This is a genomic window from Paraburkholderia mimosarum LMG 23256 = NBRC 106338, assembly GCF_000739815.1.
GTDB lineage: Bacteria > Pseudomonadota > Gammaproteobacteria > Burkholderiales > Burkholderiaceae > Paraburkholderia > Paraburkholderia mimosarum.
This window is the reverse complement of the sequence record NZ_BBJJ01000040.1, coordinates 25,861-52,136: the sequence shown is the minus strand read 5'-3', so window position 1 is coordinate 52,136 and position 26,276 is coordinate 25,861. Positions and strand designations below refer to the sequence as shown.

Annotated in this window: 23 protein-coding genes; 12 read left to right on the top strand and 11 right to left on the bottom strand. The window is 65.0% G+C overall.

Features of this window, described 5'->3' with window-relative positions:
• Nucleotides 1–6 precede the first annotated feature (6 nt).
• Genes BMI01S_RS24490 through fdnG form a run of 3 tightly spaced genes read right to left on the bottom strand, consistent with a single transcriptional unit; the run spans nucleotide 7 to nucleotide 4,643 of the window.
• Nucleotides 7–633: a formate dehydrogenase subunit gamma gene (locus BMI01S_RS24490; RefSeq protein ID WP_028210844.1), complete on the bottom strand. Its 627-nt coding sequence runs from the start codon at nucleotides 631–633 to the stop codon at nucleotides 7–9.
• Nucleotides 620–1,558 carry a formate dehydrogenase subunit beta gene (gene fdxH / locus BMI01S_RS24485; protein WP_028210843.1) on the bottom strand — a complete coding sequence of 313 codons (939 nt, stop codon included), beginning with the start codon at nucleotides 1,556–1,558 and terminating at the stop codon, nucleotides 620–622. The genes BMI01S_RS24490 and fdxH overlap by 14 nt, the downstream gene beginning before the upstream one ends.
• A 13-nt stretch (nucleotides 1,559–1,571) precedes the next feature.
• Nucleotides 1,572–4,643: a formate dehydrogenase-N subunit alpha gene (gene fdnG, locus BMI01S_RS24480; RefSeq protein WP_081723488.1), complete on the bottom strand. Its 3,072-nt coding sequence runs from the start codon at nucleotides 4,641–4,643 to the stop codon at nucleotides 1,572–1,574.
• Nucleotides 4,644–4,839: 196 nt separating this feature from the next.
• Here fdnG and BMI01S_RS24470 point away from each other — a divergent pair, with 196 nt between their 5' ends.
• Entirely contained in the window at nucleotides 4,840–6,249 is a 1,410-nt protein-coding gene (locus BMI01S_RS24470; protein ID WP_028210840.1) for a YihY/virulence factor BrkB family protein, read from the top strand.
• A 220-nt stretch (nucleotides 6,250–6,469) separates the two neighbouring features.
• Complete coding sequence (locus BMI01S_RS24465; RefSeq protein WP_028231753.1) at nucleotides 6,470–7,678, top strand: porin; 1,209 nt, start codon at nucleotides 6,470–6,472, stop codon at nucleotides 7,676–7,678.
• Between the two features lie 230 nt (nucleotides 7,679–7,908).
• On the opposite strand, the gene BMI01S_RS24460 is transcribed toward BMI01S_RS24465, so the two are convergent.
• The 3 genes from BMI01S_RS24460 to pdxR form a co-directional block, all read right to left on the bottom strand.
• The gene (locus BMI01S_RS24460; protein WP_028210838.1) at nucleotides 7,909–8,808 is read right to left on the bottom strand and encodes a LysR substrate-binding domain-containing protein; all 900 of its coding nucleotides are present in this window, start codon (nucleotides 8,806–8,808) and stop codon (nucleotides 7,909–7,911) included.
• Between the two features lie 241 nt (nucleotides 8,809–9,049).
• On the bottom strand, nucleotides 9,050–9,499 hold the full coding sequence (locus tag BMI01S_RS24455; protein WP_028205533.1) for an HU family DNA-binding protein: 450 nt from the start codon (nucleotides 9,497–9,499) through the stop codon (nucleotides 9,050–9,052).
• A gap of 323 nt (nucleotides 9,500–9,822) precedes the next feature.
• A complete protein-coding gene (gene pdxR, locus BMI01S_RS24450) occupies nucleotides 9,823–11,325 on the bottom strand; it encodes a MocR-like pyridoxine biosynthesis transcription factor PdxR (protein WP_028231754.1) in 1,503 nt (500 codons plus the stop codon).
• Between the two features lie 174 nt (nucleotides 11,326–11,499).
• Between pdxR and BMI01S_RS24445 the strand changes: the two genes are divergently transcribed.
• The 3 genes from BMI01S_RS24445 to BMI01S_RS24435 all read left to right on the top strand — a co-directional run bounded on the left by BMI01S_RS24445 (nucleotide 11,500) and on the right by BMI01S_RS24435 (nucleotide 13,320).
• Nucleotides 11,500–11,937, top strand: coding sequence for a carboxymuconolactone decarboxylase family protein (locus tag BMI01S_RS24445; protein ID WP_028210836.1), 438 nt, complete (start codon nucleotides 11,500–11,502; stop codon nucleotides 11,935–11,937).
• 196 nt (nucleotides 11,938–12,133) lie between these two features.
• Nucleotides 12,134–12,811 carry a DJ-1/PfpI family protein gene (locus BMI01S_RS24440; protein WP_028210835.1) on the top strand — a complete coding sequence of 226 codons (678 nt, stop codon included), beginning with the start codon at nucleotides 12,134–12,136 and terminating at the stop codon, nucleotides 12,809–12,811.
• Nucleotides 12,812–12,987: 176 nt separating this feature from the next.
• Nucleotides 12,988–13,320 carry a hypothetical protein gene (locus BMI01S_RS24435; protein WP_028210834.1) on the top strand — a complete coding sequence of 111 codons (333 nt, stop codon included), beginning with the start codon at nucleotides 12,988–12,990 and terminating at the stop codon, nucleotides 13,318–13,320.
• Nucleotides 13,321–13,844: 524 nt separating this feature from the next.
• On the opposite strand, the gene pobA is transcribed toward BMI01S_RS24435, so the two are convergent.
• Nucleotides 13,845–15,017, bottom strand: coding sequence for a 4-hydroxybenzoate 3-monooxygenase (gene pobA, locus BMI01S_RS24430; RefSeq protein ID WP_028231755.1), 1,173 nt, complete (start codon nucleotides 15,015–15,017; stop codon nucleotides 13,845–13,847).
• A gap of 136 nt (nucleotides 15,018–15,153) precedes the next feature.
• Here pobA and treF point away from each other — a divergent pair, with 136 nt between their 5' ends.
• From treF to BMI01S_RS24410, 4 genes are all read left to right on the top strand, one after another.
• The gene (gene treF, locus BMI01S_RS24425; protein ID WP_051381468.1) at nucleotides 15,154–17,064 is read left to right on the top strand and encodes an alpha,alpha-trehalase TreF; all 1,911 of its coding nucleotides are present in this window, start codon (nucleotides 15,154–15,156) and stop codon (nucleotides 17,062–17,064) included.
• Between the two features lie 107 nt (nucleotides 17,065–17,171).
• The gene (locus BMI01S_RS24420) at nucleotides 17,172–17,846 is read left to right on the top strand and encodes an HAD family hydrolase (protein ID WP_028210832.1); all 675 of its coding nucleotides are present in this window, start codon (nucleotides 17,172–17,174) and stop codon (nucleotides 17,844–17,846) included.
• Nucleotides 17,847–18,074: 228 nt separating this feature from the next.
• Complete coding sequence (locus BMI01S_RS24415; RefSeq protein ID WP_036018397.1) at nucleotides 18,075–19,034, top strand: glycosyltransferase family 2 protein; 960 nt, start codon at nucleotides 18,075–18,077, stop codon at nucleotides 19,032–19,034.
• 67 nt (nucleotides 19,035–19,101) lie between these two features.
• A complete protein-coding gene (locus tag BMI01S_RS24410; protein WP_081723489.1) occupies nucleotides 19,102–21,090 on the top strand; it encodes a PAS domain-containing hybrid sensor histidine kinase/response regulator in 1,989 nt (662 codons plus the stop codon).
• Nucleotides 21,091–21,136: 46 nt separating this feature from the next.
• On the opposite strand, the gene BMI01S_RS24405 is transcribed toward BMI01S_RS24410, so the two are convergent.
• Nucleotides 21,137–21,970 (bottom strand): class II glutamine amidotransferase, encoded by an 834-nt coding sequence (locus tag BMI01S_RS24405; protein ID WP_028210830.1) that lies wholly within the window; start codon nucleotides 21,968–21,970, stop codon nucleotides 21,137–21,139.
• An 87-nt stretch (nucleotides 21,971–22,057) separates the two neighbouring features.
• Nucleotides 22,058–22,735: a MarC family protein gene (locus tag BMI01S_RS24400; RefSeq protein WP_028210829.1), complete on the bottom strand. Its 678-nt coding sequence runs from the start codon at nucleotides 22,733–22,735 to the stop codon at nucleotides 22,058–22,060.
• A 256-nt stretch (nucleotides 22,736–22,991) separates the two neighbouring features.
• Between BMI01S_RS24400 and BMI01S_RS24395 the strand changes: the two genes are divergently transcribed.
• A complete protein-coding gene (locus tag BMI01S_RS24395; protein ID WP_028231757.1) occupies nucleotides 22,992–23,207 on the top strand; it encodes a DUF3311 domain-containing protein in 216 nt (71 codons plus the stop codon).
• Nucleotides 23,204–24,673, top strand: coding sequence for a sodium:solute symporter family protein (locus tag BMI01S_RS24390; protein ID WP_028231758.1), 1,470 nt, complete (start codon nucleotides 23,204–23,206; stop codon nucleotides 24,671–24,673). Before BMI01S_RS24395 ends, BMI01S_RS24390 begins: the two co-directional genes overlap by 4 nt.
• Before the next feature lie 60 nt (nucleotides 24,674–24,733).
• Here the strand turns inward: BMI01S_RS24390 and BMI01S_RS24385 are convergent, their stop codons facing one another.
• Together BMI01S_RS24385 and BMI01S_RS24380 are read right to left on the bottom strand one after the other, a co-directional pair.
• Nucleotides 24,734–25,351 (bottom strand): glutathione S-transferase family protein, encoded by a 618-nt coding sequence (locus BMI01S_RS24385; protein ID WP_028231759.1) that lies wholly within the window; start codon nucleotides 25,349–25,351, stop codon nucleotides 24,734–24,736.
• A 17-nt stretch (nucleotides 25,352–25,368) separates the two neighbouring features.
• Nucleotides 25,369–25,734 (bottom strand): YciI family protein, encoded by a 366-nt coding sequence (locus BMI01S_RS24380; protein WP_028231760.1) that lies wholly within the window; start codon nucleotides 25,732–25,734, stop codon nucleotides 25,369–25,371.
• A gap of 92 nt (nucleotides 25,735–25,826) precedes the next feature.
• On the opposite strand from BMI01S_RS24380, the gene BMI01S_RS24375 reads away from it, so the two are divergent.
• A complete protein-coding gene (locus tag BMI01S_RS24375) occupies nucleotides 25,827–26,273 on the top strand; it encodes a MarR family winged helix-turn-helix transcriptional regulator (RefSeq protein WP_028210824.1) in 447 nt (148 codons plus the stop codon).
• The last annotated feature ends 3 nt before the right edge of the window (nucleotides 26,274–26,276 follow it).

Genomic DNA, 26,276 nt, shown 5'->3' with positions numbered 1-26,276 from the left:
TGTGCGTTACTTGATGCTCTCGCGGAACCAGCGCGGATGATGCTTTCGGGCCCAGCCCCAGGTCACGTAACCGCGTGTCATCGCGCCGATCGATCCCTTCACCCACAAGGCAGCATAAATGTGGATGATGATGCCGCAGATCAGCACGAAAGCCGTTATCGCATGCACCAGCGAGGAGAGCCGGATGATCTCGATCGGGAAATACAACGAGAAATATCGCCGCCAGATCACAATGCCGCTCAAGAGCAACAGCACGAGGCAAACCACCATCACAAAGAATAACAGCTTCTGTCCCGCATTGTAGCGGCCGATTTCGGGCAGTCTGTCTTCACGGTTGTTGAGCACGTCGCCCATCTGCTTCATCCACTGGATGTCGTCGCGATCCAGATAGTTGTGATGCCAGAAACGCAGCGCGAGGATCAGGAACGACACGAACATCACTACGCCGATGAACGGATGCAAAATGCGCGTCCACTGCCCGCCGCCGAGCACCGCATAAAGGAAGGACATGGACGGATGGAACATCGCGAGGCCCGAGAGCGCGAGCAGGATGAAGCTGAGCGCCGTGATCCAGTGATTGCTGCGCTCGTTGGGCGTATAGCGCTCGATCAATTGCGGTTCATCGTCTTTCATCGCTGCGCTCCTCGGGTGATTCGCCACGCATGCGCCGCGCCTCGTCACGCGCCGCGGCTTCATCCTCGTCCGTCACTTCGTTCGGGCCGACCCGCGTGTAATGGAAGAAGCCGGCCAGCGCCGTGAGCGCCATGATGCCTAGCGCAATCGGCTTGGCCGCGCCCTTCCACAGCCGCACCATCGGACTAATGCGCGGGTTTTCGGGCAGGCCGTGATAGAGCGAGGGCTGGTCCGCGTGATGCAGTACGTACATCACGTGCGTGCCGCTCACGCCAGGCGGATCGTAGAGCCCGGCGTTCTGGAAGCCGCGCTCCTTGAGATCGACGATGCGCTCGGCCGCATGCTGCTTCATGTCTTCCTTCGTGCCGAACACGATCGCGCCAGTCGGGCAGGTCTTCACGCAAGCGGGTTCCTGCCCCACGGCCACGCGGTCCGAACAGAGCGTGCATTTGTAGACGCGGCGGTCCTTCCGCGAAAGACGCGGAATATCGAACGGGCACCCCGCAATGCAAAAACCGCAGCCAATGCAGTTTTCCTGATGGAAATCCACGATGCCGTTCGTGTACTGCACGATCGCGCCCGGCGAGGGACACGCCTTCAGGCAGCCCGGATCTTCGCAATGCATGCAGCCGTCCTTGCGGATCAGCCATTCGAGGTTGCCGTCCGGATTCTCCCGTTCGGCGAACCGCATCACGGTCCACGAGTGCTCGGTGAGATCGTGCGGGTTGTCGTAGACGCCCGTATTGAAGCCGATTTCGTCGCGCAGCTCGTTCCACTCCATGCACGCGGTTTGACACGCCTTGCAGCCGATGCACTTGGTCACGTCGATGAGCTTCGCGACCGTGCCGGTAGCCGGCTCGCGCACGCCAGGCGACGGCGTGGTCGTGGCGGACACGCGCTTGATGTCGAGTGATTGCAATGCCATGGTTCGCGTCCCCCTATGCCTTTTCGACCTTCACGAGGAACGATTTGAACTCGGGCGTCTGCGAGTTCCCGTCGCCAACGGGAGGCGTGAGCGTATTCGTCAGATAGCCCGGATGCGTGAGCCCCTTGAAGCCCCAGTGAAGCGGCACGCCGACCGTGTGCACGGTCTTGCCGTCGATGTTGAGCGGCCGGATGCGCTTGGTCACTACCGCCACCGCGATCAGGTAGCCGCGATTGCTCGTCACCCTCACGCGGTCGCCCGCCACCACGCCCACCTCCTTCGCCAGCACTTCGCCGATCTCGACGAACTGCTGCGGCTGGATGATCGCGTTCAGGCGGGCGTGCTTCGTCCAGAAGTGGAAATGCTCGGTGAGGCGGTACGTGGTCGCGACATGCGGGAACTGCTGCGCAGTCCCGAACGTCTTGCGGTCGTCGGGGAACACGCGCGCGGCCGGATTGTTGGTGGCGAGCGGGTTGTTCGGGTGGAACGGGTTATACCCGAGCGGGTTCTCGAACGGTTCGTAATGCTCGGGGAACGGTCCTTCGTTCATGCCGTCGCGCGCGAAGAAGCGTGCCACGCCCTCCGGATTCATGATGAACGGGCCCATGCCTTGGTCCGGTGCTTCGTCGATCTTGAAGTCGGGCACGTCCGGGCCGGTCCACGCGCTGCCGTTCCACGCAATCAGCTTGCGGGAAGGATCGAAGGGCTTGCCCGCCGCATCGCACGACGCACGGTTGTAAAGCACCCGGCGATTGGACGGCCAGGCCCAGGCCCAGTTGAGCGTCTGGCCAATGCCCGTGGGGTCCGAGTTGTCGCGCCGGCCCATGAGGTTGCCCGCCTGGGTCCACGCGCCGCAGAAGATCCAGCAGCCGCTCGCGGTCGTCCCGTCGTCCTTGAGCTGCGCGAAGCCCGAAAGCTGCTCGCCCTTCTTCACGAGCACCTTCGTGGCGTCCTTCGGGTCGGTCTGGTCGGCGAGCGCCTTGCCGTTGTACTCGCGCGCGATTTCTTCCGGGGCGGGGCTCGCCGGATCCGAATAGGGCCAGTCGAGCTTGACGATCGGGTCGGGCAGCTTGCCGCCGTCCTTCCGGTACGCCTCGCGTATGCGCAGGAACAAGCCCGACATGATTTCGAGGTCGCTCCTCGCTTCGCCCGGCGGCTCCGCGCCCTTCCAGTGCCACTGCAGCACGCGGCTCGAACTCACGAGCGAGCCGTTTTCCTCGGCAAAGCAAGTGGTGGGCAGGCGGAACACCTCGGTCTGGATCGAAGCCGTATCGACATCGTTGAAGTCGCCATACTTCTTCCAGAACTCGGAAGTTTCGATGGCGAGCGGGTCCATGATCACGAGCCACTTGAGCTTGCTGAGCGCCGAGACGGTCTTGGCCTTGTTCGGCGAGGACGCGAGGACGTTGAAGCCCTGGCAGATGTAGCCGTTGATCTTGCCTTGATTCATCAGCTCGATCGTTTGCAGCAGGTCGTACGGCTTATCGAGCTTGGGCAGCCAGTCATAGCCCCAGTTGTTGTCCTTCGTGGCCGCGTCGCCCCACCACGACTTCATGAAGCTCACGAAGAACGCGCCGTAGCGCTGCCAGTAGCTGAGCTGGTTGGCCCGCATCGGCTGCGCTGCGCGCTTCTTGATGTAGTCGTCGTAGTCCTGCTCGGCCTCGAACGGCAGCGTCATGTAGCCCGTGAGCAGATTCGACATCAGCCCGAGATCGGTGAGGCCCTGGATGTTCGAGTGGCCGCGCAGCGCGTTCATGCCGCCGCCCGCAATGCCGATGTTGCCCAGCAGCAGTTGCACCATCGCGCCGGTGCGGATGTTCTGCGAGCCGGTCGAGTGATGGGTCCAGCCGAGCGCGTACAAGATCGTGCCCGCGCGGCCCGGCTCGGCCGTGCTTGCAAGCATTTCGCACACCTTGAGGAATTTGTCCTTCGGCGTGCCGCACACCTTCTCGACCATTTCGGGCGTATAGCGCGAGTAATGCTGCTTGAGCAACTGGTACACGCAGCGCGGGTCCTGCAGCGTGTCGTCGGTCTTCACGAAGCCGTCGTCGCCGATCTCGTAGTTCCACGACGACTTGTCCGGGTACGCGTGTTTCTGCGGGTCGTAGCCGGAAAAGATGCCGTCGTTGAACGCGTAGTCTTCGCGCACGATGAACGTGAAGTCGGTGTAGTTCTTCACGTACTCGTGCTGGATCTTGTCGTTCGTGAGCAAATAGTTGATCACGGCGCCAAGGAACGCGATGTCAGTGCCAGTGCGGATCGGCGCGTAGAAGTCCGCGACCGATGCCGTGCGCGTGAAGCGCGGATCCACCACGATGAGCCGCGCCTTGCGGTGCGCCTTCGCCTCCGTGACCCACTTGAAGCCGCACGGGTGCGCCTCGGCCGCATTGCCGCCCATCACCAGAATCACGTCCGCATTGCGAATGTCGACCCAATGGTTCGTCATCGCACCACGGCCAAACGTCGGGGCAAGACCTGCCACCGTCGGGCCGTGTCAGACACGCGCCTGGTTGTCGAATGCGAGCAGGCCCATGCTGCGGGCCACTTTATGCGTGAGATAGCCGACTTCGTTGCTGCTCGCCGATGCGGCCAGCATACCCGTGGTCAACCAGCGGTTCACGGTCTTGCCGTCGGCGGTCTTCTCGACGAAGTTTGCGTCGCGATCTTGCTTCATCAGCTTCGCGATACGGTCGAGCGCCTCGTCCCACGAAATGCGCTTCCATTCGTTCGAGCCGGCCGCCCGGTACTCAGGATACTTCAGGCGGCTCTCGCTATGAATAAAATCGATCAGGCTCGCGCCCTTCGGGCACAGCGTGCCGCGATTGACGGGGTGATCGGGATCGCCCTCGATATGGATGATGCTCGCCGTCGCGTTCTTCGCGCCATCGCCGAGACCGTACATGAGAATCCCGCAACCGACCGAGCAGTACGGACAGGTATTGCGGGTTTCAGTGGTGCGCGCCAGTCTGTATTGTCGGACTTCGGCAAGCGCGTTGTCGGGTGCGAAACCCATCAACGCGAGGCTGGAACCCGCCAGCGACGTTGCCGTGACCTTGAGGAACTGACGCCGGGACATTTGCAGCATGATTCGTCCTCGGCTTCTGGTTGTGGGTTTTTTAAGTATATGACGTTTTGGGAGACGGATCGCGCAGGATGCCGGCAAGCTTGAGGGTGCGCAACCCGATGTACCGGCGACCTGGCCCGGGAACCGTGCTTGCTAATATTAGACGGACAAACCAGCCATCCCTTAACGCAACGAAGCCACCGCGGGGCGCGCCATCATGTCAACGCTTTCCACCGAAAGACTGCAGTCCGCCGCGCGCAAGGAAGCGTCGTGGGTGGTCGGCGCGCTGCGCCAGTTCATCGCCAACCGCTGCCCGTCCCTTGCGGCGAGCATTGCGTTCTACTCGGCATTTTCACTGGCGCCTACCCTGGTAATGGTGATCGCGGTGGCGGGCTGGTTCTTTGGCGACGCCACCGCGCGCGGCGAGTTGTTCGGCCAGGTCCAGAAGGTGCTGGGCGACGACGCAGCAGCGGCCGTCACCACCATCGTGCAGCACGCGCACCGCGCCGGCAGCACGGGCGGCGTCGCCGCGATCGTCTCGCTGGCACTGCTCGTGATTGGCGCGTCCGCAACGTTTTCATCGCTCCATTCCGCCCTGAACATCGTCTGGCCACCCGACGCGGCGCGCACCTCCAGCGTGATGGCGCTGGTGCGCGTGCGGCTCGTTTCATTCGGCCTCGTGCTGGGTGTGGCGTTCCTGCTGATCGTTTCGCTCGTGCTCGACACGGCGATCATTTTTGCGGGCCAATGGCTCTGGGGCAACTCGCCGTTCGTGATCATCGGCAACCTGCTGCAACTCACCGTGGGGCTCGCCGTGCTGGCCGTGGCGTTCGCCGCGCTGCTGCGCTTCCTGCCCGACGCCAGCGTGCAGTGGCGCGACGCGATGGTGGGCGGCGCCGTCGCGGCCGTGCTGTTCACGGCGGGCAAGAAACTCTTCGCGCTCTATCTCGCGCACGCAGGCATGGCGACGGCATTCGGCGCCGCCGGCTCGCTGGCGGTGCTGCTCATGTGGCTGTATTTTTCGGCGGCGGTGCTGCTGCTGGGCGCGGAGTTCTCGGCGGCGCGCGCACGGATTCACGACCCGCGCGGCGCGTGGGGTTTCCTGACGGAAACGCCGCCCGGCAGCCGCGCCAAGCTCGCTTCGGTCCTCGCTGCCTCGACCATTGGCCAGCGGCAAGATGGGGCGCGGGTGAGCAGTGATCCGGCAACGTCGCCGGCACCGGCCGTGCCGATCGGAAGCCATGCCGCGTCCAGAATGGCCGGGACGCGTCGCCCTGCCGCCGTCGTTTCAGCAGACAAATCGACACTATCGGAAACGCGGCTTTCCTCAGTCGGGCGCGCAAGCGCGCATGGAGGAGGCGTCGAGCGGCCCGGATCGGGCTTGCGAATCCGCCGCTCAGTCATCAGGATCGAGGACACGGCCACTTACGCCGCCGCGCTCACGCTGGTGCAGGCGGGCCGCAGCGTGGCGGCCGCCGACCGCTATGTCAAGCGCCATCCGTGGGGCTCGGTGCTGCTGGCCGCGAGCGCCGCCTTCGCCATGACCGTTGCCGGCGGACGCCACCCTCGGACGATCGCCGGCCCGGCCGCGCAGGCGGCCGCTGGCCGCGCCCAGCCTAAAAAATAACGCCCATTTGCGGAACTTTTATCAAAACCAGCAATAATGGGCGATCAACAATCCAATATTTCCTAAATTGCCATAATCGACGCAGCGCCCGCCTGGCAAGGGATCGTGGGTGGTGTCAGCTTTTTGCTACAAACTTTTTTTTTCAGTTCTGGTGCATTGGCCTGCTGCGTTATTCTCCATCGCGCAACAACTACACAATCTTCAGCGTGGAGAAAACAGAATGAAACGAGTCGCTCTCTCGACCCTCTCGGTGGCCCTGCTGGCCGCAGCCGGCACCGCGCACGCCCAGAACAGCGTGACGCTCTATGGTGTGATCGATGAATCGATCCAGTACGTCAACCACACGATGAACAGCCAAGGTCAAAACAAGAACCTGGTCGCCCTCGTTGGCGGTAACCTGTCTGGCAACCGTTGGGGCCTGAAGGGTACGGAAGATCTGGGTGGCGGCCTGAAGGCAATTTTCCAATTGGAAAGCGGCTTCAACATCAACAGCGGCGCTATGGGCAGCTATAACGGCAACCAGGCGATCTTCGGCCGTCAAGCATTCGTTGGCGTCACGCACGATCAGTACGGTACGGTCACGTTGGGCCGCCAGTACGACCCGCTGGTCGATCTGGTCCAGCCGCTGACCGCCGACAACTACTTCGGCAGCACGTTCGCAACCCCCGGTGACGTCGACAACAACGACAACACCTCGCGTACGAGCAGCGCCATCAAGTATGTCTCGCCGAACATCCAGGGCTTCCAGTTCGAAGGCATGTACGCGCTGGGCGGCGTTGCTGGCTCAACGGGCTCGGGTCAGAGCTGGGGCGCAGCCGCCACGTACGGCATCGGCTCGTTCAACGTAGCCGGCGGCTACTTCATGATGGACAACTCGTCGTCGCCGGCAGCCCGCGCAGCCAGCGCAGCCAAGGGTTTCGGCGGCTGGTCGCAGAGCGCAACGTCGGATAACGTCTTCTGGAACGGCAGCCAGATCAACGCGGCCTACGCTTCGGCCAAGTCGGTCGGCACCGGCCAGATCGCTGCGCAGTACGTCGCTGGTCCGTTCACGTTCAGCGGCCGCTACAGCAACGTTCAAATGCGTCGTGACAGCGCTTCCGCGTTCCCGTCGAACGAACGATTCAACGTCGCAGCCGGCTTCGTCGGCTACCAGCTGAACCCGGCCACGCTGCTCGGCCTCGGCTACACCTGGACGCACGGCGCTGGCGACGTGTCGAACACGTACAACCAGATTTCGCTCGGCGCGGACTACAACCTGTCGAAGCGCACCGACCTGTACGCTGTGGCGGCCTGGCAGCACGCCAATGGCACGCAGCGCGACAGCGCGACCACGACGTCGATCGCAGGCGCTTCGATCGGCTCGTACGGCTACAACTCGGCTACGAGCTCGCAGACGATGGTCAGCCTCGGCATCCGCCACAAGTTCTAAGCAACGCTTTACTCCGGGCTTCGGCCCGGCGCCGGAACTGGCTGACAAGCCGTTCCGGCGAAGCGAGCGAGACCACGCAGCTAAAAACCATACGCTGCACAACCAGCCTCGGGCGCAAGCCCTGGCTGGTTTTTTTATGGGCGCTGGAATTTAGAAGACTTACGCGTAGGGGCCCGCAATGCCTCTCGCTTCGCCCGCGCCTCGTACAGGCGCACAATCGAGCGGACGATTCAACGCACGCGCGCCAGCGCAGCAACCGCATGCCGCACGAACGCATCGCCCAGCGCCGTCGCCGTCCGCTGCGCACCGCGCACGACATGGAGTGCGGCCGGCAGCGCGGGTGCGAAGCGCTTCACGCTCACGCGTGCACTCGCGTGCTGGGCCGTCAGCGCGTCCACCAGCGCCACGCCCGTTCCCGCTTCCACCATCGCCACGATCGATTGCGCCAGCGCCGCTTCGACGCCAAGCTCGCGTGTCACTCCGCTTTCGGCGAACAGCCGGTCGATGCCCATTCGCAACTCGCTCGCAGCGGCAAACGAAATGAAACGTTCGCCCGCGCAGTCTTCGGCATGAATCACGCGCTTGCGAGCGAGCCGGTGTCCACGCGGCATGATGCAGCGCAGCGGCCATTCCCCGAGACACTCCAGGCGCACGCCGGGATGCGCGACAGCCTGCGCGACGAAGCCGAGATCGCAGCGTTGCGCGGCCACCCGCTCGGCGATTTGCGCCGCATCTCCCGTCAGCAGTTCCAGCTCGACACCTTCGTGCTCGTTAGCGAACGCAGAAGCAACGCCCGGAAGGAAGTCCGCGCATAGATCCGCTGAAGCGGCAACGCGCACGACGCCGCGCCGTTGCGCGCGAATCTGCGCCGCGGCCTGGGCCACGCGCGCGAAGCCAAAGAACGCGCGCTCGACTTCGTCGTGCAGCGCATGCGCTTCGACCGTCGGCAGCAAACGGCCCTGGCGCCGCTCGAAGAGCGCGAGTTCCATCTTCGCTTCGAAATCGGCGAGCAAGCGGCTCACCGCGGGCTGCGAAATGCCCAGCGACTGCGCCGCGCGCGTGACCGTGCGCCACTGCATCAACGCGCGAAAGGCTTCAACCTGGCGCAAACTGAGGTCGGCTGCGGACATATCGTTATGTTATGGGTCTATGGAAGGTGACACCGCCAATAAGCGATTTCCGGCGACTTACGTGCTGCATATCAGCGTCATCTTATCGATATCGCTATATAAGATAAGAGCATAGCAGCACACTTCGGCACCCGTTGCACGCACCAAACGAAAAATCCCCGCGGGCTCGTCGCCGACGGGGATTTTTGGGTACTGACGGTAGCCGCTACCGAAGGTCGCGGCTCCAGCGCACTCAGCGCGATCAGGCTGCTGCTGCGTCCTTCAGCTTCTTCAGGGCGCGCGCCTTGATGCGGACCGATGCGGGCTTGGCCGGGAACCAGCGCTCTTCACCCGTGAACGGATCCTTGCCGAAGCGCTTCTTCTTCGCCGGCACGGCCTGCACGACGATCTTCAGAAGGCCCGACAGCGTGAACTCGCCGGCGCCCTTCTTGTGGACCGAACCGAGGATCGTGTCTTCCAGCGCGGCGAGCACAGCCTTGGCTGCCTTCGGCTCGACGCCTGCACGCTCAGCGACGTGGGTAGCCAGCGAGGCCTTCGTGAAGGTGTCCTTGATCGGCGTCGGTGCGCCGGACGCCTTCACGGCGACCTTCTTAGCTGCGGCCGTCTTGGTGGCGGGCGCTTTCTTTGCGGCAACCTTCTTGGCCGGGGCTGCTGCCTTTTTTGCGGCCACTTTCTTTGCGGAAGTCGGCATGTTTCTCCTACCAGTGTTGGTCAGTGAATCGAAGAAGCACTGCGGAATGCACGTGCTTCAACGGCGGATTCTACATACGCGCAAGCGTTTTGCGTGAAGCTTTTGCGTTGTCGTTACGATTTTGTTGCGCGGCGCAGACTCCCGATCACATTTCGACGCCTGTTTACAGGGGTAAACGTGCACGTGCGACACGCGCAAGCGCCTCGAATGCCTCCCTTTCGCCCGCGCCGCGCGCAAGCTCGTCGTCAGAAAAGTGCTTTGCGCAGGGTGTTTTTGCACGATTCCGACTGCCATGCCGGCGGCAGCGCGCCGACACGATGCAGTCAAAGCGAACGCAGCAGCGCGGCGAGCGATGTCAGCGCAGCATCGATACGCTCGGCGTCGACGCCGCCGTAACCGAACAGAAAACCACTTTGTACAGGCGCTTCTAGATGAAACGGAGCGAGCGGATGCAGTCCGACCGATGCGCCGCGCGCGGCCTGCACGACCGTCGCGGCGTCGAGCGGCGCGACGAGACGCGCCGCCAGGTGCAGCCCGGCCGTGTTCGGCGTGACCGCTTCGAGCCACGGCGCTAGCGGGCCACGCAGGTGCGCGAGCAAAACGTCGCGGCGCTGGGCATACGTCTGATGCATGCGCCGCAAATGGCGCGCGAAATGGCCGTCGAGCATGAAGTCGGCGAGCGCCGTCTGCGTGAGCACGCAGCCGTAGGCGTCGCCGATCTGCCGCGCGCGTGCGAGCGGGCCGGCAAGCGCTGCGGGCGGCACCATGTAGCCCACGCGCAGCTCGGGGAACATCGTCTTCGAAAACGTGCCGACGTAGGCCACGAGACCGGCGTTGTCGAGGCTCTTGAGCGGCTCCAGCGAGCGCCCCTCGAAGCGGTATTCGCAGTCGTAGTCGTCTTCGATCACGAGCGCGCCGCGCGCCTGCGCCCATTCGAGCAGCGCGACGCGCCGCTCGAGACTCATCGGCATGCCGAGCGGAAACTGATGCGAAGGCGTCACGTAGACGAGCCGCGCGGCCCTCGGCAACCGCTCGACGACGAGACCCTCGCCATCCACGGGCACCGGCACGACCTTCGCGCCGAGCGCGGCGAAGATGTCGCGCGCGGGAGGATAGCCCGGGTCTTCGACGGCGACCACGTCGCCCGGTGCGAGCATCACGCGCGCGAGCAGGTCGAGCGCCTGCTGCGCGCCCTGCGTGACGATCACGTCCTGCCAGTTGCTCTGCACCGCGCGATTGAACGCAAGATAGCGCGACACCGCGAGGCGCAGTTTCTCCTCGCCCGCCGGCTCGCGATACATCCCGAGGCCGCGCGCCTGCACGCGCAACGCGTCGTTGATACAGCGCCGCCAGATGTCGAAGGGAAAGCGCGATTTGTCGGTGATGCCTCCCGCGAAGTCGCAAGCGAGCCGCGCATCGCGGCGCGGCAGCGCGTCGATGCGCGCCTGTGCATGCCACCAGGGGGTGGCCTGCACGGCGCGCGGCGCCCGCTTGCCGGGCGCCGCTGTGCGGGCGGCAATGGAAGCCGCGGTGGCCGCGCGGATCTGCCCATTGGGATGACCGCGCTCGCGCGCGGGCAGGCGTTCGAGCGTATCGGCCACGAAAGTGCCGGAGCCGCGCCGCGAGTTGAGATAGCCTTCTGCGAGCAACCGTTCGAAAACGTCGAGCGTCGTCTTGCGCGAAACGCCGAGTTGCAACGCGAGATCCCGCGTGGACGGCAGGCGCGTGCCGCCCGCAAGCCGGCCATCGACGATACTGTCGCGCAGTTGGCGGTAGATCTGGCCGGCTAGATCGCGACGGCCTGACACGGTGACGTGGAGTTCCATGATGACGCGGCAGGTAGCGGACTGCGGGAAGGAAAGTGGTCACCCGAAATATTGCCAGAATGGCTATATGAACGCGCCAGCGTCACGCCTAAAGTGCAGCCGTGGTCGATGCAATGCGCAGGTTTCGATCCATTGCGTCGGCGCAACTCAATTCAACTGGAGAGGTGAACGGTCATGCAGGCACGTCTGGATTTCTTCAAGGCCAGCCCGGAAGGCACGAAGGCGATGATCGCGCTCGAAGAGCGCGCGAGCAAAGGCTCGATCGAAAAGCCGCTGGCGGAGCTGGTGCGGCTGCGCGCGTCGCAGATCAACGGCTGTGCATACTGCGTGGACATGCATGCCGCGGATGCCCGCAAGGGAGGCGAGACCGATCGCCGGCTCGCCACCGTTTCGGTGTGGCGGGAAACCCCGTTCTTCACCGAGCGCGAGCGCGCCGCGCTCGAATGGACCGAATCGGTCACGCTGCTCGCGCAAACCCACGTGCCCGACGAGGTATGGGAACGCGTGAAGCCGCATTTCACCGATCAGGAGATCGCCGACCTCACGCTGCTGATCATCGCGATCAATGGCTGGAACCGCATTGCGGTGACGTTCCGCAAGTTGCCCGCCTGAGTTTCAAACCCGCGGCGCCGCGCATCTCGCTGGACACTTTCCGAGTGTGGCTTCCTGGCCGCTTGCACATCTTTCGGGCGACAGTTTTTGCGCGGCTTTTGGCAGGGTCGCGCATGCGCGCAAGGCTACATTGGTGATCGACAAACCGGCACGCCGCCGGTTTTCTCGATGCTCACACCTTGACCCGGGGATCCTCATGGCGCTGCAAATCGGCTTTCTCGTCTTTCCCAACGTGCAACAGCTCGACCTCACCGGTCCGTATGACGTGCTTGCCTCGATGCCGGACACCCAGGCCCGGCTCGTCTGGAAGACGCTCGATCCGGTCCGCTCGAGCACCGGCCTCGTGCTCAAGCCCGACACGACCTTCGGCGACTGCCCGCCGCTCGACGTGATCTGCGTGCCGGGAGGCAGCGGCGTCTCCCAGCTCATCCCCGATGACGACACGCTCGCGTTCCTGCGCCGCCAGGCGAGCACGGCGCGCTATGTCACCTCGGTCTGCACGGGCTCGCTCGTGCTCGGCGCGGCGGGCCTGCTGCGCGGCAAGCGGGCGACCACGCACTGGGCCTTCCACGAGTTGCTCGAGCCGCTCGGCGCGATCGCCGTGAAAGCGCGTGTGGTGCGCGACGGCAACGTGCTCACCGGCGGCGGCATTACGGCGGGCATCGATTTCGCATTGACGCTCGCGGCCGAACTGATCGGCGACGAAGCCGCCCAGGCGCTTCAGCTCCAGCTCGAATACGCGCCCGCCCCGCCGTTCGATGCGGGCGATCCGGCTAGCGCGCCGCCCGCAGTCGTGGAACGGTTGCGCGCGCAATCAGCTGCGTCGCTGGCCGAACGTGCACGCATCGTCGCGGCGGCCGCCGCGAGGCTCTGAGCCCGGGCGCCCGGCGTTGCCACGATCGCCGTCTAGCCAGGGTCAGCGCTTGCTACCGTCCCCGGCGCGGATCGTTTACATTGGTCGACGGGCGTACCGATGCAAGCTCGCAGTCGCACCGGCGCCCATCCGCCCAGCCCTGGGCAAGCCGTTCAAACCAATCATTAGGGAAATCGATGCGCTCCATCACCAGCAAGCTGACTCTCGCCGCGGCCACTGCCGCATACCTGATCGGCGTCGCCGCGCCAGCATTCGCACAGACGGAGGCCAGCGCACCGGCCGCCGCAGCGGCTTCGCAACCGCTCACCAAGGAACAGAAGCAACAGGCCAAGGCGCAAGCCAAAGCGCAGCACAAGGCCGAACGCAAGGCCGCTCGCGCGAAGAACAACGCCGAGTTGAAGAAGCTGGAAGATGCGGGCTACAAGCCGTCGCAGAACGACCCGAACTATCCGCAGAATCTGCAGGACGCCCAGAAGAAAGCCAACGCCGCCGCTGGCGCCAGCCAATAATCGAGCGTCATCCCCGGTTTTTCACGGGTTTTCGGGTTTTCGTACCATCGCGGTCTCCCGCGTCGCGTTTTGACCGGCCGCAGCGCCGGTTGAAACGCATTCGACCTCCGCCGCTTCCCCGCCTTCGTGCAACCGCTGTCCGCGCGTTGCAGCGCTGAGCGTCTCCCGCGACACGTCGGCATACGGACCGCCGCCGCGCACATCTGCTCACCGTGGGCAATCGTGGTGTCGGTGACGCTGCGTTTCATCGTGCCGAAGATGTAGCCGCCCGCGGCCGACGTGATCGCGGGCGGCAAGCAAGGCGGCGCGGCCGCGCTGCGCGAACTCGGCCCCGTGACGGATCGGCAAAGACGCCTGCCGGGCGTCTCCATCGGCTCGCGAACGAACTGCGCGTTGCACCGCTCACGGCGATTCGAAGGGAGGGCCGGGCGTCCTCGCAGGCAACCTCAACGCGCAGCGGCCGCGCGAGTGCAACACTCGCGCGGCCATTGCGTTGACTGCAATCCCGGCTCAGACCGCGGACATCACACCGCCACCGCGCCCACGTAGTTCTCGGCCATCGCCGTCGCGGCGGCGCGCGACGTCGTGACGTGCTCGAGTTCGGCGACCTGCAGACGCTGTTCGAACGGCGAGGCATCGTCGAGACGGTGCATCATGCGCGTCATCCAGTACGAGAAATGCTCGGCGCGCCAGATGCGGCGCAGCGCCGTTTCGCTATAGGCGTCGAGCAGATCGGTGCGGCTCTCCTTGTAGAAAGCGACGAGCGCGGCGGTCAGCACGCGCACGTCCGACACCGCCAGATTCAGGCCCTTCGCGCCGGTGGGCGGCACGATGTGCGCAGCATCGCCCGCGAGAAAGAGACGGCCATGCTGCATCGTCGTGCAAACGAAGCTGCGCATGCCGACGATGTTCTTCTGGAAGATCTTGCCTTCCACCACCTGGTGCCCCTCCAGCGAATCGACACGCGCATGCAATTCGGCCCAGATGCGATCGTCGGACCAGTTCTCGACGTTGTCCTTCGGATCGCACTGGAAGTACATGCGCTGCACGTTCGGCGAGCGCGTGCTGATCAGCGCGAAGCCGCGTTCGTGGCGCGCGTAGATCAGTTCGTCCGAGGTGGGCGGCGCCTCCACGAGAATGCCGAACCAGCCGAACGGGAACACGCGTTCGTAGTCCTGGCGCAGCGACGCCGGAATGGCCGCGCGCGAGACGCCGTGAAAGCCATCGCAGCCAATCACGTAATCGCAGTGCAGTTCGTGCGCTTCGCCTTCGTGCGTGAAGCGGATCGAGGGGGTATCGCTTTCGATGCCGTGAATCGACGTGTTCGAGACGTTGAAGAAGAGCTTGCCGTCCGCCGCCGCGCGCGCGGCCACCAGATCCTTGAGCACTTCGTGCTGCGCGTAGACGGTGATGGATTTGCCCGTGAGACCAGTGAGATCGATGCGGCGGCGCTTGCCTTCGAACGCGAGCTCGAAGCCGTGATGCAGTGCGCCTTCGGCCTTCATGCGCTCGCCAACACCGGCTTCGGTCAGCAGGTCCATCGTGCCTTGCTCCAGCACGCCGGCGCGAATGGTCGATTCGATCTGCTCGCGGCCACGCAGTTCGAGCACGACTGAGTCGATCCCGCGCAGATGCAAAAGATGGGAAAGCAGCAGGCCCGCGGGCCCCGCGCCGATGATGCCAACCTGGGTGCGCATGTCATGTCTCCTGATGCGGCGTTGAATTGATTTTTCGCAAGTTTCACCGCTGACACCGTTATCGCGCAACGCAATATGACGAATAAGAACTATCCCGATTTCGAATAGCCCATCAAAAACCGCCAGACCGCGCGGAATGGCAATTGCTCCATCGGCACGCTTTGCCTCGCTCGATCATCCGCCGCAAGCGCGCGCCTCGCCCACCACGACCCTCCAGCCCATGCCTTTTCCGTTCCGCTGCAAGCCACCTGCATTCGCAACGAAACCCGCCTCCTTCGCCGTCACCTTCGCGGCAGTGTTCTGCCTCGCGGCGCCTCTCGCGCCAATCGCTCATGCCGTCGATGCACCGGCTGCGTCCGCACCCGTGCACAGCGGGCCGGAATTACAAAGCTCATCGACATCGGCGAAACCGGTCCGCTCACCGGCGCAGCACGCCGCCACGAACGACAGCCAACCCGCGACGCCCGCCGACCTCTACGGCCGCCTCTATCACGATGTCCAGCTCGCGCGGGTCTTTCCGGACAGCAAGACGTTTGCCGACATGGTGCCCAACACGGACCCCGCCCAGATCACGGCGGCCTACGACCGCTGGCGACAGCAGCACGCGGGCGAGCGAGACGCCGATGAGCGCAAGGCGGCGCTCACGCGGTTCGTGAACCAATACTTCGCAGCCCCGGTGCACATCGACGATCACTACGTTTCCGATCCGAAGCAGGACGCGGTCGGCCATATCGACACGCTCTGGAACGTGCTGAGCCGCCGCCCCGATGCGCAGACGAACCACGCTTCGTCGCTGCTGCCGCTGCCCCATGCGTACGTCGTGCCTGGCGGCCGCTTCAACGAGGTCTACTACTGGGACTCGTACTTCATCATGCAGGGACTCGAGGCAAGCGGCCGCCACGCACTCGCGCTCGACGAAATGAACAATTTCGCCGCGCTGATCGACCGCTACGGACACATCCCCAACGGCAATCGCACGTATTACCTGAGCCGCTCGCAACCGCCGTTTTTTGCGCAGATGGTGAGCCTCATCGCCGACAAGGACGGCGACGCCGTCTACCTGCGTTACCTGCCGCAGTTGCGCAAGGAATACGACTACTGGATGGCCGGCGCCCAAACGCTCGCGCCCGGCCGGGCCACGCGCCACGTCGTGCGCCTGCCCGACGGCACGCTGCTCAACCGCTACTGGGACGCGCGCAACCGGCCGCGCGACGAGTCGTATCGCGAGGACCTCCTCACGGCGCGGGCCACGCCGCAGCGCGACGCCCCGGATCTCTGGCGCAACCTGCGCGCGGGCGCGGAAACCGGCTGGGACTATAGCTCGCGCTGGCTCGCCGACGGCCGCACGCTCGCGACCATCGAGGTGACCTCGCTCGCGCCGGTGGACCTCAATTCGCTGATGGCGATACTCGAACGCACGCTCGCGAAGGCCTACGGCCTGAAGGGCGACGCGCGCGAGGCCGCATCGATGACGAAGCGCGCGCAGCAACGCGCCGACGCCATCCACCGCGTGCTGTGGGATCCGCAATTGCATGCCTACAGCGATTACGACGTCGCGCACCACACGCTCACGCACCGGCTCACGGCGGCGACCGTCTACCCGCTTTACGCCGGCGTCGCGACGAAGCAAGAGGCGCGCGAGGTGGCCGCCGCGGCGCGCGACGGGCTGCTGCGTCCAGGCGGGCTCGCCACGACGCAGATCGCGACGGGCCAGCAATGGGACGAGCCGAACGGCTGGGCGCCGCTGCAATATCTCGCGATCATGGGGCTGCGCCGCTACGGCGAGCAGGATCTCGCGCAGGAAATCGCCACGCGCTGGATCGCGACGAATCTCGCCTACTATCAGCGCACGCACAAGCTCGTCGAAAAGTATGACGTGAGCGCCTCGGCGACTCAGGCCTCTTCGGCGGGTGGCGGCGAATATCCGCTGCAGGATGGCTTTGGCTGGACCAATGGCGTGTTGCGCGTGCTGCTGCAGATGTATCCGCGAGCCGCGGCCGCGCAAGGCGCGCAAGCGTCGTCGGGCGCGCCCGCGAGCGCCCCTTGACTCTCGACGCTTTGTGAGAGCGCCCGCCTCGGCGCGGGTAGACGGACTCCGGCGTACACTTTTTGCGTCACCGCAGCCTCATCCTCGTGCTGGCTCAGGAGCTTCCCATGCGCAACGAATCGGCCTTTTTGTTCGATCTCGACGGCACGCTCGTCGACAGCGTCTATCAGCACGTGCTCGCATGGAAGGAGGCGCTCGACGCGGACGGCATCGAGCTTTCGGTCTGGCGCATCCACCGCCGCATCGGCATGAGCGGCGGGCTCTTCATGAACCAGTTGCTACGCGAGACGCATGCGGCCATCTCGCCGGAGCGCATTGCGCATTTGCAGAAACTACACGCCGAAGCTTACCGCCGCTACGCCGGTCAGGTGCGCCCGCTGCCCGGTGCGCGCGAGCTCCTCGATACGCTCAGCGCCGCGCAGGTGCCGTGGGCCATCGCGACGAGCGGGCGCATCGCCACGGCGTCCGTGAATCTGCAGGCGCTCGGCGTGGATCCCGCCGTGACGACCGTCGTCACCCGCGATGAAGTGCGCCATGCCAAGCCCGACCCCGACCTGTTCGTGGCGGCGGCGCTGCGGCTGAACGTGCCGGTCGAGCGCTGCCTCGTGGTGGGCGACAGCGTCTGGGACATGCTTGCGGCCCAGCGCTGCCGCGCGCTGGGCATCGGCTTGCTGTCGGGCGGTTACGGCACCGAGGAGCTGGAACGCGCGGGCGCGCTGCGCGTGTACGAAGATCCCGCCGACCTGCTCGGCCACCTCGACGAGGTCTGCGCTCGCGATTGAGCAGCGGCATCAGCGGTTGGACAGGGCGCTGAACGCGCCCCCTTGAATGCCGCCCACACTGTCCAGCGGGCGCGAAAATTGCGCAATCCTGCGCAGTGCCCTGCAGCAGCGCTGCTGCGCCCAGCCACCGCGGGCGTTACAGCCTGTGCTGCATATGGCACGCCATCGGCGTATGCTGACACAGGTCAGCTCGACAACTCCACCGACCGGCTCGCGCCGCCTGTTGCGATGAACGACTCCGCCCCTGCCCCCGGACCCTCCAGCGCGCCCCGCGTGACGGTGGTCGTCCTCACGCGCAACCACGTGCGTCAAATCGTCGATACCGTTGCGCGCCTCACCGCGCTCCCGGAGCACCCGGACGTCATCGTGGCGGACAACGGCTCGACTGATTTGACCGTGTCCCTGCTCGGCTCGCTGTTTCCGCAGGTGCGCATCGTCCAGTCGCTGGGCGATCACGGCATGGCCGGCTTCAATCGCGCCGTCCTGCTCGCGCGCACCGAATATGTAGCCTGCTGCGAGGACAGTACCTGGTTCGCGCCGGGCGCGCTCACACGCGCGGCGCAACTGCTCGACGCGCACGCGCAAGTCGCGGTGCTCAACGCGCGCGTGGTGAGCGGAGACGAGCGCGAGATCCACCCGGCCTGCCTGATGCTCGCCGCGACCTCGCCGGGCGCGGAAGGTCTCGCCGGCCCGGCGCTTGCGAACTTCATGGGCGGCGCGTGCATTTTCCGCGCAGGCGTTTTCCGCGCGCTCGGCGGCTACGAAGAGCGGCTCTCGCACGGCGGCGCGGAAGAACTCGCCGCGCTCGACATGCTCTCGGCCGGGCATCAGATCGTATATTGCGAGCAGGCGCTCGCGCATCGTGAGCCGTTATATCGCTGGTTCACGCGCAAGCAGCAATGCGCGCTTGCGCGCAACGCCGCGTGGGTCGCATGGATGCGCCTGCCCGTGCGCGACGCGATTGCCGCCACCGGCCGCGCGCTCGCCGTCTTCGCGCGCCAGCGCTCGCTCGGGCCAGCAGGCGTGGCGCTGCTGCGCGGCGCGTTCTGGACCTTGCGCGCCCGCCGCGTGGTGCCGCAGCACGTCGTGCTGCTCACGCGCCAGGTGCGCCGCGCGGAACGCCACGTGCGCGCAGGCATCCCGGCAATGGCCGAAAAGTATGACCGCTCCGGGCAGCGCGCATGGTAAGCGCAGGTTCCGCCGCGCGCCGGCGTCCGTTCAGGCGGCCAGCGCCTGTTACCGAGGACCAGGCCCCATGACAGAACCGAGGACCATGACGACGTTAGACGCCCGCGCCACCCCGCATCGCACCACACCGGAAGCCCATCGCGAACGCCGCTTCGAAGCGCTCGTCGAGCCGATCGAGGACTACGCGATCTTCCTGCTCGATACGCGCGGCTACGTCTCGAGCTGGAATCGCGGCGCGGCCCGCATCAAGGGCTACGAGGCGCACGAAATCATCGGCCAGCATTTCTCCCGCTTCTATACCGAGGAAGCCAGGACACGCCGCTGGCCCGAGCACGAGCTGGAGCAGGCCGCGCTGCATGGCCGCTTCAACGACGAAGGCTGGCGCGTGCGCAAGGACGGCACGACATTTTGGGCCAACGTCGTCATCACCGCGCTGCACGAACGCGACGGCTCGCTTTCGGGCTTCGCCAAGGTCACGCGCGACCTCACCGCCGAGCGCCGCCAGGTCGAGGCGCTGCGCCTTTCCGAAGAGCGCTTTCGCCTGCTCGTGGAAAGCGTGAGCGACTACGCGATCTTCATGCTCGATCCGCAAGGGGTCGTGGTGAGCTGGAATAGCGGCGCGACCAACCTCAAGGGCTATCGGCCAGCCGAGATCGTCGGCCAGCATTTTTCCGTGTTCTACGCACCCGAGGAAATTGCCGCCGGCCGGCCTCAACGCGAACTGCGCCGCGCGAAGGAACTGGGCCGCGTCGAGACGGAAGGCTGGCGCGTGCGCAAGGACGGGTCGATGTTCTGGGCCAATGTCACGATCACCGCGGTGCACGACAGCAGCGGCCGGCACACCGGTTTCGCGAAGGTCACGCGGGACATGACCGAAAGCCGGCGCACCGCCGAACTGGAGCATTCGAGTGAGCAGATGAAGCAGTTCCTCGCGATGCTCGCGCACGAGTTGCGCAACCCGCTCGCCCCCGTGCGCAACGCGGTGGCCACGATGCGCCTCGCGAAAGCGCCGAGCCCCGAAATCGAACAGGCACAGGAGATGATCGACCGCCAGATCGCGCATCTCACGCGGCTGGTGGACGACCTGCTCGATGTCGGGCGCATCACGTCGGGCAAGATCGAACTGCGCGAGGCGCCGCTCGACCTGCGCGAAGTGGTCGCGCACGCGATCGACGCCGCGCGGCCGTTCACCGCGTCGCGCGGCCAGCGAGTTGACGTGCAGATGCCCGCCGGGACGCTCGTCATGATGGGCGACCACACGCGCCTCGTGCAGGTGCTGCAGAACCTCCTGCACAACGCTTCGAAATTTTCGCCCGACGACAGCCGCATCGTCGTGGACGTGCGCCCCGTCGCGCGCGCCGTGCAGATCGAGGTGCGCGACGAAGGCCGCGGGCTGCGGCCCGGAACCTACGAGTCGATCTTCGGCCTCTTCAGCCAGGACCGCGCAGTGCCGGGCCCCACGGACAACGGGCTCGGCATCGGCCTCATGCTGTGCCGCTCGATCGTCGAGTTGCATGGCGGGACGATTTCCGCCCGGAGCGACGGTCCCGGCAAGGGCAGCACGTTCACGATCCGCCTGCCGTTCGCGCGCGAGACCACGCATGCCGCACATCAGCCGCCGCTCGCGCCGGATACGGCCGAGCTTGCCGCGCTGGCCGAGGCCGGCATCCCGCCGCTGCGCGTGCTCGTGGTGGACGACAACCGCGACTCGGCGGACAGCCTCGCCATGCTGCTCGAACTCAAGGGGCACGACGTAAGAGTGGCCTATGGCGCCGCACAGGCCTGCAACGAAGTCGACGGTTTCACACCCGATGTGGCGCTCATCGACATCGCCATGCCCGAAATCGACGGCTATGCAACCCTCCGCGCCCTGCGCGCGCTGCCCCCGCTCTCGCAAACCTTGTTCGCCGCGATGACGGGATTCGGCCAGACCGCCGACATCGAACTCACGCGCGAGGCCGGCTTCGAGATGCATCTCGTGAAGCCCGTGGATGTCACGCTGTTCGACGAGGTGCTCGCTCTCGCGGCGGCGAGGCTCCGGCGCCGGAGCGCCTGAAGCGCCTTACATTGCCTTGCGTCGCGTCACGTCGCCTCACGTCGGGCTACGGCGCGATCGGCACGAATGGCCGGTATTCGACCCTGGGCCCGCGCACGACGATGGCCGTCGATTCGGGCACCTCGGCCCATACCTCGGGCCGGTCGCCCAGCGGCTCGGAAACCAGCAGATAAGCGTCGTCGCCCGCCGCCGCGATGCGCGGATCGTCGGGATAAAGCTCCCGCAGATGACTGAACGCCGTCGTGTGAAAGAGCGAGCGCGAATTGCGCTCGCTCGAATAGCGCGCGGCGACGATCTGCTCGCCATCGCACGCGCAGACGGTCATATTGAGCGCCGGTTCGACGCCGTGCCTTTTCGCCGTGGCCTCGACAAAGCCCGCCATGCGTTCGAGTGCGGCGACGGGGTCGAATTCGAGGCCGAACGTCATCGCCAGATAGAACATCGCTTCCGAATCCGTCGAACCTTCGAGCGCGTTGAAACGCTCCGGATCGATCGCGACGAGCAGGTCGCGCCGCAGGAGCGGATAGCTGCGAATGAGCCCGTTGTGCGCGAAAATCCAGCGCCGGTGGCGGAACGGATGGCAGTTCGTCTCCTGCACAGGCGTGTCGGTGGCCGACCGGATATGCGCGATGAACATGGGCGCGTGAACCGCGCGCGCGAGTTCCCGCAGGTTGCGGTCGTTCCATGCCGGATGCACGCTGCGGTAGCGAAACGGAATGTCGTGCGGGTCCTGGAACCAGCCCATCCCGAAGCCGTCGCCATTCGTGGTGGTCGCGCCTTTGGTCGAATGCAGGCTCTGATCGATCAACGAATGGCGCGCGTGAAACAGCACGGTTTCGAGCTGCACGGGGTTCCCGGTATAGGCGAGCCAGCGGCACATCGTGGTCTCCTTCGGCAAGACGCCTCTATGAGTCGGCCGGCTTCATGCCCGGCTTCATGCCCTGCTTCGTGCCCTGCTTGATGACCGCTATTTCGCGGCGTGCAGGTCGGCGATGGGCGTGAGAAAGCCGTCGAGGCCTGTGAGTATGATCTGCACCCCGATGCACAGGAGCAGAAACGAGGAAACGCGCATCGCCACGCGCGTGCCATCCACACCGAGGTACTGCGAAAGTCTCGCGGCGCGGCTGTACACGTAATAGATGACGAACATGACGAGCGTGGAGATCACGATCGACGCGACGCTCGACAGCAGCCACGCCGAAAGCTTGTGCGTACGGTTGGCGTTGAGCGCGATGGCCGTGGCGATCGAGCCTGGCCCCGTGGTGAGCGGAATCGTGAGCGGAAAGAACGCCTTGCCGGCGGCCGCGCCCGGGCTGATGGGCTTGACGGGATGATCGACCGGCGCCGGCTCGGGCTCGGGCGCGTTGAGCATCTGCCAGCCGGCCACGGCCACGGCGAGGCCGCCGCCGATCCGCAGCGCTTCCATGGAGATGCCGAAGAAATGCAGGATGGGCGTGCCGACGAAAAACGCCGCGAGCAGCACGAAGAACGCGTTGATCGCCACGCGCCTCGCAACCAGGCGGCGCCCTTCGTCGTCGAGCGTGGCGGTGCGATCGAGAAAAACAAAAGCACCGCTGAAGGGATTGATGATGCTGATGAGTCCGATGAAACCGAACAGGATGTCTGAAATCAGGCTTTCGATCATGAAGTCGATCCGTTGAAGGCATGCGCAACCGGCGCGCCGGGTTGGCGAGAAGTGTAGCCGGATCGGCGCCAGGCGTGGCTCGACGATGTTGCGCGGGATCGAAAAAATGGCGCAATGCACCAATGCTTTCGGCGACCTTCCGCTCCTGTCTTCAGTAATTTTGGCAACTTTACGGGGCGCGTTCGCAAGCGTAGTGTGGACTGCCTCGCACCCAGGCGCGACGTTTCTTTTCTTCTCAATTACAAGAGGAGTTGCCATGTCACTGAGGTTGCTCGCTGCCTTGCCTTTTATCGGCATCCTGCTAGGGGTGCCGTTCGTCAACCGCACCGAGCCGCTCGTGCTCGGCATGCCGCTCGTGCTGGCGTGGATCGTCATGTGGGTCGTGCTGGCCGCGGCGATCATGGCGATCGTCTACCGGCTCGATCCGACCAACCGGCTTTCGGGCGAGGCGGACGCGGAGGTGCGCTCATGAGTGCCCTCTTCATCATCGCGGCAATCACGGTCGTCGCGCTCTTCCTCGGCATGCGCGCTCGCAGCGGGCACGACATGAGTCTCGAGCAGTGGGCGGTAGGCGGACGCAGTTTCGGCACCGCGTTCGTCTTCCTGCTGATGGCGGGCGAGATCTACACGACGTTCACGTTCCTCGGCGGCAGCGGCTTTGCGTATGGCAAGGGCGCGCCCGTCTACTACATTCTTGCCTACGGCACGCTCGCGTACATCCTCTCGTACTGGATGCTGCCGCCCGTATGGCGCTTCGCCAAGCAGCACCGGCTCGTCTCGCAGCCGCACTTCTTCGCGCGCAAGTATCAAAGCCCCGCGCTGGGCGTGCTGGTGGCGTGCGTGGGCGTGCTCGCCCTCGTGCCGTATCTCGTGCTGCAACTGAAGGGCCTCGGCATCATCGTGACGACGGCCTCCTATGGCGCGATTTCCTCCACGGCGGCCATCTGGATCGGCGCGGCCGTGGTCACGTCTTACGTGATCGTCTCCGGCGTGCGCGGCTGCGCGTGGAACTCGGTCGTCAAGGACACGCTGATTCTCGCCATTGCGGTGTTCCTCGGCATCTATCTGCCGATTCACCACTATGGCAGCCTGAGCGAGATGTTCCGCGCCATCGACGCGGCCAAGCCCGGCTTCCTCACCTTCCCGGCACGCGGCCAGAGCGTGACCTGGTTCCAGTCCACCGTGCTGCTCACGGCGCTTGGCTTCTTCATGTGGCCGCACACGTTCATGTCGGTGTACACCGCGAAGGATGCGCGCATCTTCCGCCGCAACGCGATGATCCTGCCCCTCTACCAGCTCATCCTGCTGTTCGTGTTCTTCTGCGGCTTCGCGGCCGTGCTCAAGGTGCCGGGCCTCAAGGGCTCCGACATCGACCTCTCGCTCTTTCGCCTCGCGCTGCAAACGTTCGATCCGTGGTTCGTGGGCGTGATCGGCGCGGCGGGCGTCCTCACCGCGCTCGTGCCGGGCTCCATGATCCTCACCACGGCTTCCACGCTGCTCGCCAACGACGTCTATCGCGGCGGCCTCGCGAAAAGCGCTGACGATGCGCAAGTCGCGAAACTCGCGCGTTGCTTCGTGCCGGTGATCGCGCTCGTCGCGGTAGGCTTCACGCTGAGGGGCGGCGAGACCATCGTCGCGCTGCTGCTGATGGGTTACAACTTCGTCACGCAGTTGTTCCCGGCGATGATATGCAGCCTCTCCGCGCGCAACCGCGTGACGAAGCAAGGCGCGTTCTGCGGCATCGTGGCGGGGGTGCTCGTCGTGATCGTCACGACACTGACCCACTTGAGCGTGGCCCAGTTGATTCCGTTCGCACCCGATGCGCTCAAGGACATCAACATCGGGTTCCTCGCGCTGTTCGTGAATGTGATCGTGCTGGCCTTGGTGAGCGTGGTGACGCAGCCACGCGCGCATGTGGAGCACGCGCGGGCGCATTGAATAACGCTTCGCATCACGAAGCAGCCCAATCGGCATGTGCTGATTGGGCTGTTTTTCCTGTTATGCAGCTTTGCGTGCTTCGGCAATGCGTTGCGGCGCTTCGGGCCTTGCATACAAGCGTTCGAGATAGGCCTGCAAACGCGGGAACCCATCGAGAAGCTGCACCTCGTTGGCCCAGTCCATCAGGTAGACGGTCACGCAATCGGCAGCCGAAAGCCTGTTGCCGACGATGAACTCGCGCCCTTCCAGATGCTTTTCGAGCACCGTGGCCATATTCCTGAAATCCTCACGCGCCAGTTCGATATCGGCTGCAAGACGCTTTTCCGGCGGATAGAGAAACGAGTGCCGCGTGATTCGCCAGAGCGGCTGTTCGAGTTCGGTAACCGCGAACAGCGTCCAGCGATACACCTGCGCGCGCTCGTCGAGATCCGTGGGCATCAACCGCTTCCCGGGATATTTGTCCGCGAGATACAGCACGATTGCGGCCGATTCGGGAATCACGCGGTCGCCGTCGACCAGCACCGGCACCTTGCCAGCTGGATTGAGGCGCAGGTATTCGGGCCGCCTGTGCTCGCCTTCGAGCAGATTGACCGAGACGAATTCGAAATCGGCGTCGACTTCCTTGAGGCCCCATAACGCGCGTTGCGAACGGGTGCCGGCAAATCCGTAGAGCTTCATCGCGAGTCTCCGAAGGCTTATGCGCCCGGTATCGGGAGAACCGGCATCACTTCGACGGACTCGCCCGGAAAAATCGAGAAATGGGGATGGCCTTCGAACATCTTCGCCGCCGCTTCATGCGATGCGGCACGCACGACCGTAAAGCCCGTCAGCGCATTGGACGCATCCACGATGCCGTTTTCGCCGATCGCCTTCGTCTTGCCGAGCGGTCCGCCAAAGTCGGTGATCGACTCCTTGTGTTTTTCGACCCATGCATGCCACGCCGCAATGCCCTCCTTCTCTCGTGCATGCCGCTCTGCTTCGGGAAGCGCCGACCACGCCTTCATGCGCGCGTTATCCTTGCTGCCGAGAAAAACAGCGAGAAACAGCTTCTGATCGCTCATGTGTCCTCCGTCTACTCGTCTGAAAACCGGGAGCAACGCCATGTCGCCCGTCCGGCCTTGACAGCATAGGTTGATATCAACATAATTTCAACATGGCACGCGCAAAGAAACTTCCCTTCGAAACCACGCTACTGGTGCGCGATTGCTGCCTGTGTCTGCATATGCAGCGGGCGGCGCGCAACCTTGCGCGCATCTTCGACGACGTGCTGCGTCCGCTCGATCTCACGAACGGCCAATTTTCGCTGCTGATGTCGCTGAACCGGCCGTATCCGCCCGGCATGAAAGATGTGGCGTCGCTGCTGGCCATGGACCGCACCACGCTAACGGCCGCGCTCAAGCCGCTGGAGCGGCGCGGGCTCGTGGTCATCGAGCCGGATCCGCAGGACAAGCGCAGTCGCCTGCTGAGCCTGACGCCCGAGGGGCATCAGTTGCTCAACGAGGCGTTCCCGCTATGGCAGCAAACGCATGCTGAAATCGAGAAGGACTTTGCCGAAGGCGAAGTGGACAAGCTGCGCGATCACTTGCGTGCGCTTTCGTAGCGC

Coding starts and splice junctions, on each gene's coding strand:
- BMI01S_RS24440 (WP_028210835.1), top strand. CDS start 12,134: ATGGCGCTGCAAATCGGCTTTCTCGTCTTTCCCAACGTGCAACAGCTC.
- BMI01S_RS24395 (WP_028231757.1), top strand. CDS start 22,992: ATGTCACTGAGGTTGCTCGCTGCCTTGCCTTTTATCGGCATCCTGCTA.
- BMI01S_RS24405 (WP_028210830.1), bottom strand. CDS start 21,970: ATGTGCCGCTGGCTCGCCTATACCGGGAACCCCGTGCAGCTCGAAACC.
- BMI01S_RS24400 (WP_028210829.1), bottom strand. CDS start 22,735: ATGATCGAAAGCCTGATTTCAGACATCCTGTTCGGTTTCATCGGACTC.
- BMI01S_RS24460 (WP_028210838.1), bottom strand. CDS start 8,808: ATGTCCGCAGCCGACCTCAGTTTGCGCCAGGTTGAAGCCTTTCGCGCG.
- fdxH (WP_028210843.1), bottom strand. CDS start 1,558: ATGGCATTGCAATCACTCGACATCAAGCGCGTGTCCGCCACGACCACG.
- pdxR (WP_028231754.1), bottom strand. CDS start 11,325: ATGGAACTCCACGTCACCGTGTCAGGCCGTCGCGATCTAGCCGGCCAG.
- BMI01S_RS24385 (WP_028231759.1), bottom strand. CDS start 25,351: ATGAAGCTCTACGGATTTGCCGGCACCCGTTCGCAACGCGCGTTATGG.
- BMI01S_RS24420 (WP_028210832.1), top strand. CDS start 17,172: ATGCGCAACGAATCGGCCTTTTTGTTCGATCTCGACGGCACGCTCGTC.
- BMI01S_RS24435 (WP_028210834.1), top strand. CDS start 12,988: ATGCGCTCCATCACCAGCAAGCTGACTCTCGCCGCGGCCACTGCCGCA.
- BMI01S_RS24465 (WP_028231753.1), top strand. CDS start 6,470: ATGAAACGAGTCGCTCTCTCGACCCTCTCGGTGGCCCTGCTGGCCGCA.
- BMI01S_RS24390 (WP_028231758.1), top strand. CDS start 23,204: ATGAGTGCCCTCTTCATCATCGCGGCAATCACGGTCGTCGCGCTCTTC.
- treF (WP_051381468.1), top strand. CDS start 15,154: ATGGCAATTGCTCCATCGGCACGCTTTGCCTCGCTCGATCATCCGCCG.
- BMI01S_RS24415 (WP_036018397.1), top strand. CDS start 18,075: ATGAACGACTCCGCCCCTGCCCCCGGACCCTCCAGCGCGCCCCGCGTG.
- BMI01S_RS24445 (WP_028210836.1), top strand. CDS start 11,500: ATGCAGGCACGTCTGGATTTCTTCAAGGCCAGCCCGGAAGGCACGAAG.
- BMI01S_RS24380 (WP_028231760.1), bottom strand. CDS start 25,734: ATGAGCGATCAGAAGCTGTTTCTCGCTGTTTTTCTCGGCAGCAAGGAT.
- pobA (WP_028231755.1), bottom strand. CDS start 15,017: ATGCGCACCCAGGTTGGCATCATCGGCGCGGGGCCCGCGGGCCTGCTG.
- BMI01S_RS24490 (WP_028210844.1), bottom strand. CDS start 633: ATGAAAGACGATGAACCGCAATTGATCGAGCGCTATACGCCCAACGAG.
- BMI01S_RS24470 (WP_028210840.1), top strand. CDS start 4,840: ATGTCAACGCTTTCCACCGAAAGACTGCAGTCCGCCGCGCGCAAGGAA.
- BMI01S_RS24375 (WP_028210824.1), top strand. CDS start 25,827: ATGGCACGCGCAAAGAAACTTCCCTTCGAAACCACGCTACTGGTGCGC.
- BMI01S_RS24410 (WP_081723489.1), top strand. CDS start 19,102: ATGACAGAACCGAGGACCATGACGACGTTAGACGCCCGCGCCACCCCG.
- BMI01S_RS24455 (WP_028205533.1), bottom strand. CDS start 9,499: ATGCCGACTTCCGCAAAGAAAGTGGCCGCAAAAAAGGCAGCAGCCCCG.